9 protein-coding genes are annotated in these 6,968 nt (G+C 66.8%); 7 read left to right on the forward strand and 2 right to left on the reverse strand.

Annotated elements, in window-relative coordinates; genetic code table 11:
* Both H926_RS33570 and H926_RS0118015 read right to left on the reverse strand, forming a co-directional pair.
* Positions 1 to 460: two-component regulator propeller domain-containing protein (locus tag H926_RS33570; protein ID WP_305809477.1), on the reverse strand; the 460-nt coding region annotated here is incomplete at its 3' end.
* Positions 450 to 1,085 carry a response regulator transcription factor gene (locus H926_RS0118015; protein ID WP_022677544.1) on the reverse strand — a complete coding sequence of 212 codons (636 nt, stop codon included), beginning with the start codon at positions 1,083 to 1,085 and terminating at the stop codon, positions 450 to 452. The genes H926_RS33570 and H926_RS0118015, both read right to left, overlap by 11 nt.
* A 183-nt stretch (positions 1,086 to 1,268) precedes the next feature.
* On the opposite strand from H926_RS0118015, the gene H926_RS0118020 reads away from it, so the two are divergent.
* The 7 genes from H926_RS0118020 (at position 1,269) to H926_RS0118050 (ending at position 6,954) form a co-directional block, all read left to right on the forward strand.
* A complete protein-coding gene (locus tag H926_RS0118020) occupies positions 1,269 to 2,099 on the forward strand; it encodes an alpha/beta fold hydrolase (protein ID WP_022677545.1) in 831 nt (276 codons plus the stop codon).
* Positions 2,100 to 2,103: 4 nt separating this feature from the next.
* On the forward strand, positions 2,104 to 2,586 hold the full coding sequence (dps, locus tag H926_RS0118025; RefSeq protein WP_022677546.1) for a DNA starvation/stationary phase protection protein Dps: 483 nt from the start codon (positions 2,104 to 2,106) through the stop codon (positions 2,584 to 2,586).
* A gap of 30 nt (positions 2,587 to 2,616) precedes the next feature.
* Complete coding sequence (locus tag H926_RS0118030; RefSeq protein WP_022677547.1) at positions 2,617 to 3,294, forward strand: hydrolase; 678 nt, start codon at positions 2,617 to 2,619, stop codon at positions 3,292 to 3,294.
* 190 nt (positions 3,295 to 3,484) lie between these two features.
* Positions 3,485 to 3,739, forward strand: coding sequence for a XapX domain-containing protein (locus tag H926_RS0118035; RefSeq protein ID WP_022677548.1), 255 nt, complete (start codon positions 3,485 to 3,487; stop codon positions 3,737 to 3,739).
* Positions 3,740 to 3,743: 4 nt separating this feature from the next.
* Entirely contained in the window at positions 3,744 to 5,591 is a 1,848-nt protein-coding gene (locus tag H926_RS0118040; RefSeq protein WP_022677549.1) for an amidohydrolase, read from the forward strand.
* A 14-nt stretch (positions 5,592 to 5,605) separates the two neighbouring features.
* Entirely contained in the window at positions 5,606 to 6,496 is an 891-nt protein-coding gene (locus H926_RS0118045) for a hypothetical protein (RefSeq protein WP_022677550.1), read from the forward strand.
* A 5-nt stretch (positions 6,497 to 6,501) separates the two neighbouring features.
* Positions 6,502 to 6,954, forward strand: a complete 453-nt coding sequence (locus tag H926_RS0118050) for a DoxX family protein (protein ID WP_022677551.1) — start codon at positions 6,502 to 6,504, stop codon at positions 6,952 to 6,954.
* Positions 6,955 to 6,968: the final 14 nt, after the last annotated feature.

The following is a 6,968-nucleotide window of genomic DNA, read 5'->3' on the forward strand; positions in this document are numbered from 1 at the left end:
CGGGCGCCTGGGCCATGTCGGTGACCTGGCGCGAGGGATGCGGCATTGCCATGTCGACCAGCCGCCCATCGCGCCAGGCCATCACCCCGCGCCCACGGCCCAGCCCGACCCACACGGTGCCATCCTGCGCGCTGGCCAATTGCGACACCACCAGCCGCGCGCCCTGGCCGCCGGGCTGGGGCACGGGTTCGAACGTCAACCCGTCAAAGCGGAACAGTCCTTCCACGCTGCCGATCCACAGAAACCCGTCGCGCGATTGCGTCAGCGCGTTGATCCGGCCCGGCGCGCCTTCTTCCAGGGTCCAGTGTTCGTGCTTGTATCCCGCCAGCACGCCCGCTTGGGCCTGAACCGGCGCCTGAACTGGCGCTTGGGCCTGGCCCTGCCGCTGGGCCATCGGCGCACTGGCCATGAGCGCCAGCCCGCCGGCCGCCAGCACGGCAATGCCGCGCCTACAGTTCAATGATGCCCCGCCGCGCCGCCTTGGTCACGGCGTGGGTCCGATCGTTGACATGCAGCTTGCCAAAGATGTTCTTGATGCCGGACTTGACCGTTTCCTCGGCCAGGTTGAGCGTCCAGGCGATCTGTTTGTTGGCATGGCCCGAGGCGATCAGTTGCAGGATCTGGGTTTCGCGCGGGGTCAGCGGCTCGTCGATCGCGTGCAGCGCGATTTCCTGTGCCACATCGGGCGCCAGGTGGCGCTGGCCTTCGTGCACGGTGCGGATCGCGCCGAGAAGTTCGCGGCGCAGGCTGCTTTTGAGCAGGAAACCCGCCGCTCCCGCGCGCAGCGCCTGCAGCGCCTGCGCGTCACCGGAATAGGTGGTCAATACCAGGATGCGCGCCTGGGGATGGCGGGCGCGGATCGCTTCGATCGCCTGAAGGCCGGTCATCCCCGGCATGCGCAGGTCCATCAGCACCACCGCCGGGCGCAGGGCATCGTATATCGCCACGGCTTCATCGCCGGTCGCTGCCTCGCCCACCACGGCCATGTCGGGCTGCATCGCGATAACGGCGGCCACCCCTTCGCGCAGCATCGGGTGATCGTCGGCAATCAGGATGCCTATCGTGGTATCGGTGCGCGCGGGCATGGAGGAAGGCGATACCACGCGCGTCGCGGCCTGGGTAGCCACCCGAAATGGGGGTGCGCCCAGCCCCCATGCTGGGGCTGGCAGGGCAGGCGCGAGGGCGCACACTTGGGCTGGAACACAAAGCTGGCCGCACCGGGCAAAGGTTGCCCTTGGTGTTGCGGCCGGAAGGGGAGCCTTCACGTCATGCCCACGATCACCACCGCCGATGGCACCGAAATCTTCTACAAGGACTGGGGCAGCAAGACCGCGCAGCCGGTGGTTTTCCACCACGGCTGGCCGCTTTCTGCCGACGACTGGGATGCCCAGATGATGTTCTTCTTGGGGCAGGGTTATCGCGTGATCGCGCACGATCGGCGCGGCCATGGCCGGTCCACCCAGACCGACGACGGCAACGAGATGGATACCTATGCCGCTGATGTCGCGGCGCTGGCCGATCATCTCGATCTCAAGGATGCGATCCACGTGGGCCATTCCACCGGCGGCGGCGAAGTGGCGCACTATGTGGCACGGGCCAAGCCCGGCCGCGTGGCCAAGGCCGTGCTGATCGGCGCGGTGCCGCCGATCATGCTGCAAACCCCGGCCAATCCCGGCGGCCTGCCGATGGACGTGTTCGACGGGTTCCGTTCGGCACTGCTTGCCAACCGCGCGCAGTTCTTCCGCGATGTGCCCGAAGGCCCGTTCTTCGGCTTCAACCGCCCCGATGCCAAGGTTTCGCAAGGCCTGATCGACAACTGGTGGCGCCAGGGCATGATGGGCGGGGCCAAGGCCCACTATGATTGCATCAAGGCCTTTTCCGAAACCGATTTCACCGAAGACCTGAAGGCGATCGACCTGCCCGTGCTGATCATGCACGGCGAAGACGATCAGATCGTGCCGATCGCGGATTCAGCGCACCTGGCGATCAAGCTGGTCAAGCACGGCACGCTCAAGACCTATGCCGGCTTCCCCCACGGCATGGCCTCGACCCATCCCGAGGTGATCAACGCCGATCTGCTCAGCTTCTTCAAGGCCTGAGCCGATGACCTACGAAACCAGCATCGATCTTTCCGCCCACGTCCGCAAGGCATCGGTGGCGCTGCTCCAGGCCCGGCTGTCCGATGCGCTCGACCTGGAAGCGCAGGCCAAGCAGGCGCACTGGAACGTGCGCGGCCGCCATTTCCTGCAACTGCACGGCCTGTTCGATGCCGTGCATGGCCAGGTGGAGGAATTCGTCGATCTCCTGGCCGAGCGGATCACCACGCTGGGCCATGTCGCCGATGGCCGGGTACAGACCACCGCCGGCGCCACCACGCTCTATGAATATCCGCTCGCCGCCCATGGCGGTGACGCGCATATCCGCGCCTTGGCGGCCAGCCTGGCGCTGTTCGGCAAGGCCGTGCGCGCCGCGATCGACAGCGCGGCGGGCGAGGGCGATGCCACCACGGCCGACCTGTTCACCCAGATCTCGCGCGAGAGCGACAAGCAGTTGTGGCTGCTCGAAGCGCATCTGCTGGCCGACTGACCCACACCCTCTCCTTCAAGGACAGATCTCATGACCTTTCATGCCAAGTCGCTGATCAATCCTGACGACACCGTGTTCATCTTCGTCGATCACCAGCCGCAGATGGCCTTTGGCGTCACCAGCATTGATCGCCAGCAGCTCAAGAACAACACCGTCGCCCTGGCCAAGGCGGCCAAGCTGTTCGGCGCGCCGATCATCCTGACGGCGGTGGAGACCAAGTCGTTCTCGGGCTATATCTGGCCTGAACTGCTCGACGTGGTGCAGCAGACCCCGATCGAGCGGACCTCGATGAACAGCTGGGACAGCGATGAACTGGTCGCCACCGTCAAGGCCACCGGCCGCAAGAAGCTGGTGATCGCCGCGCTGTGGACCGAAGCCTGCCTGCTCTTCCCCACGCTCAGCGCGATCGAGGAAGGGTTCGAGGTCTATATCATCACCGACGCCTCGGGCGGCACCTCGCCCGAAGCGCACGATGTGGCGATCCGCCGCATGGAGCAGGCCGGCGCCCATTCGCTGACCACGATCAACGCCGTGCTGGAACTGCAGCGCGACTGGGCGCGGCGCGGAACCTATGACGGCGTCATGGCCATCGCGCGCGAGCATTTCGGTGCCTACGGCATGGGCGTCGATTATGCCTATACCATGCTGCACGGCGCGCCGCAGCGCGGCCAGTTCGCGCACGAAGTGGTGGGCGGCGCCGAGCATTGATCTTGTCTCCGTCATCCCGGACTTGATCCGGGATCCCGCTCGCTTCTGGCCGTGCGCTGACAAGGAAGCGGGGCCCCGGGTCAAGCCCGGGGTGACGATCAGGCGAAATTGCAGACTTTGTTACCAATCCCCCCGGCGGCCCGTCCCATCCCTCTTGCGGGGCGGGCCGTTTCCCCAAGGAAACTGCGCCATGAAGGCATATCTCGCGTCGCTGGCGGCCGGCCTGCTGGTCGGCATTGTCTATTCGCTGATCGGGGTGCGTTCCCCGGCGCCGCCGGTCATCGCGCTGGTCGGGCTGCTGGGCATCCTGGTGGGCGAACAGGTGGTGCCGCTGGTGCGCCATGCCGCTGCCGGCCATTCGATCACTGCCTTTGTCCGCACCGATTGCCGCAGCCACGTGTTCGGCCGCCTGCCCGATGGCTCCGCACCGGAAAAGGACGCGTAAGGCCATGGCCGATACCCTGATCGTCAACGCCAAGGTCACCACGCTGGATCGCGCCAACCCCCAGGCGCAGGCCGTGGCCATCCGCGACGGACGTTTCCTGGCGGTGGGCAGCGAGGCCGAAGTGCGCGCCGCTGCCGCGCCCCAGGCGCGCGTGATCGATGCCGGCGGGCGCCGCCTGATCCCCGGCCTGATCGACAGCCACATGCACATCATCCGGGGCGGCCTCAATTACAACATGGAGCTGCGCTGGGACGGCGTACCCAGCCTGGCCGATGCCATGGCGATGTTGAAAGCGCAGGTCGATCGCACCCCCGCGCCGCAATGGGTGCGCGTGGTCGGCGGCTTTACCGAGCACCAGTTTGCCGAAAAACGCCTGCCGACGCTGGCCGAACTCAACGCCGTGGCGCCCGATACGCCGGTGTTCATCCTGCATCTCTATGATCGCGCGCTGCTCAATGCCGCCGCGCTGCGGGTGGTGGGCTATGGCAAGGACACGCCCAATCCGCCCGGCGGCGAGATCGTGCGCGATGCCGCTGGCAATCCTACCGGGCTGCTGCTGGCCCAGCCCAATGCCACGATCCTCTATTCCACGCTGGCCAAGGGGCCCAAGCTGCCCGAGGATTACCAGATCAATTCCACCCGCCATTTCATGCGCGAGGTCAACAGCCTGGGCGTGACCGGGGTGATCGATGCCGGGGGCGGTTTCCAGAACTATCCCGATGATTACGCCATCATCGAAAAGCTGCACGCCGACAACCAGCTTACCGTGCGCATCAGCTACAACCTGTTCACGCAAAAGCCCAAGGAAGAGCTGGCCGATTTCGCCGGCTGGGTGAAACAGGTTTCGCCCGGACAGGGCGATGACACCTATCGCCACAACGGCGCGGGCGAGATGCTGGTCTATTCGGCTGCCGATTTCGAGGACTTCCGGGTGGAGCGCCCCGACATGCCGCCAAGCATGGAAGGCGATCTGGAGCCGGTCATCCGCCTCTTGGCCGAGCATCGCTGGCCCTGGCGGCTGCACGCCACCTATGACCAGACGATTTCGCGCGCGCTCGATGTATATGAAAAGGTCAACCGCGATATCCCGCTGACGGGTATCAACTGGTTCTTCGACCATGCCGAGACGATCAGCGACCGCAACATCGATCGCATCGCAGCGCTGGGCGGCGGCATCGCCGTGCAGCACCGCATGGCCTATCAGGGCGAATACTTCGTCGAACGCTATGGCCACCGCGCTGCAGAGCGCACGCCGCCGATCGCGCGGATGATCGCGGCGGGCATTCCCGTGGGCGCCGGCACCGATGCCACCCGCGTGGCAAGCTACAACCCGTGGGTATCGCTGTCGTGGCTGGTGACGGGCCGTACGGTGGGCGGCATGGCGCTCTATCCCGGCGCCAACCGCGTCAGCCGCGAAAAGGCGCTGGCCATGTGGACGCACGAGAACACCTGGTTTTCCAACGAGGTGGGCAAGAAAGGCCAGATCATGGCCGGCCAGCTGGCCGATTGCGCGCTCTTGAGCGCCGACTACTTCGCCGTGCCCGAACATGACATTGCCCATATCCGCAGCGTGTTGACGCTGCTGGGCGGAGAGGTGGTGCACGGGCAGGGGGACTTTGCCCCGCTGGCCCCGGATCTGCCGCCGGCCATGCCGGATTGGTCGCCGGTCAACACGTTCGGCGGCTATTACCAGACCGACCAGGCACGGAACATGCTGGCCAATGCCTGCGGCTGCGCCACCGCCTGCGGTGTCCATGGCCACGATCATGCCGCTGCGCTGGGCCAGGCCGCGCCGGTTGCCGATGTGCAAACGTTCTGGGGCGCACTGGGCTGCGGCTGCTGGGCGGTTTGACAGGAGAAACGATGATGAAGCTGCGCCTTTCCCTCGCCCTTGCGACCGCGCTGTTGACGGCCTCGGCCCCGCTGGCGGCCAAGCCGGTGCCGATGGCCGATTATGCCGTGGGCCCGCAATACGATACCACCCACGTCTATGTGCCGCAGGAGCAGTTCGACGCGTTCGTCACCGCGTTCCAGGCCACGTTTGGCGGCACCACCAGCAAGCAGGGCGAATTCCAGGTTACCCCCACGCCCAGCCTGACCAAGTCGCAACTCGTGCTCACGCCAGCAGGCACGGTTTCGGTGTTCGGGTTCAAGACGCCGATCCCCTATCCGTTTGGCGCCGAACGCACCGGCTATCTGGTCACGGACATGGACGCGGCGGTGCAGGCCGCACGCGCCGCCGGTGCCACGCGCCTGATTGAAACCTTTCCCGATCCGATCGGCCGCGACGTGGTGGTGCAGTGGCCGGGCGGCGTGAACATGCAGCTCTATTGGCACACAGCCACGCCGCACTATGCGCCGCTGGCCACGGTGCCGGAAAACCGCGTGTACCTGACCGCCGACGCCGCCGACGCGTTCATCGCGGCATGGACCCGCTTTGCTCATGGCCGCGTGGTGTCTGACGACAAGACCGCGCCGGGCGCTGAAGCGGGCCTGCCGGCCCCGATCCGCCGCGTGATGATCGAGAGCGGCTATGGCAAATTGACGGTGCTGGTGTCCAGCGGCCAGCTGCCCTGGCCCTGGGGCCGCGACATGACCGGCTATGCCGTGCCTGATCTGGCCGCCACCCTGGCCAAGGCGACCGCCGCTGGCGTGGAAACCCTGGTACCGGCGCGCGAAGTGGGCGGCCGCCGTGCCGCGCTGGTGCGCTTCCCGGGCGGCTATATCGCCGAAATCCACCAGAACGCGATGCGTTAAGCGCCATGCCCCGTCTTGCGCCTGTTCCACCGGCCCCGGCCGATCCGCGCTTCGTCGATGCCATCCTCGATTGGCCGCCCACCTGGTTTGTCGCCCGCCTCTTGCTGGTGGGCGCCTATCTGGTGGGGGCGCTGGCCAAGCTGGGTGACTGGCCCGGCGCGGTTGCCGAACAGGCGCATTTCGGCATGACGCCGCCGGCGCTGTGGGCCGGCGTGACCATCGCGGTGGAACTGATCGGCCCGGCGCTGATCCTGGTCGGCCGGCTGGTGTGGCTGGGCGCGGGGATGCTGGGCGTGTTCACGGTGCTGGCGGCCTGCCTCGCCAATCCGTTCTGGGCGCTGCAGGGGCCGGCGCGCTTTGCCGCCACCAACGCGTTTTTCGAGCATCTCGGCCTGGCCGGCGGCTTTGTCCTGGCGGCATTGGTGGCCGAACATGCGCGGCGCGAGGGGCGCATGTGAGCGTGCCCCGCGCC

The sequence above is a fragment of the Novosphingobium sp. B-7 genome (assembly GCF_000410615.1).
GTDB classification, from domain to species: Bacteria; Pseudomonadota; Alphaproteobacteria; order Sphingomonadales; family Sphingomonadaceae; genus Novosphingobium; species Novosphingobium capsulatum.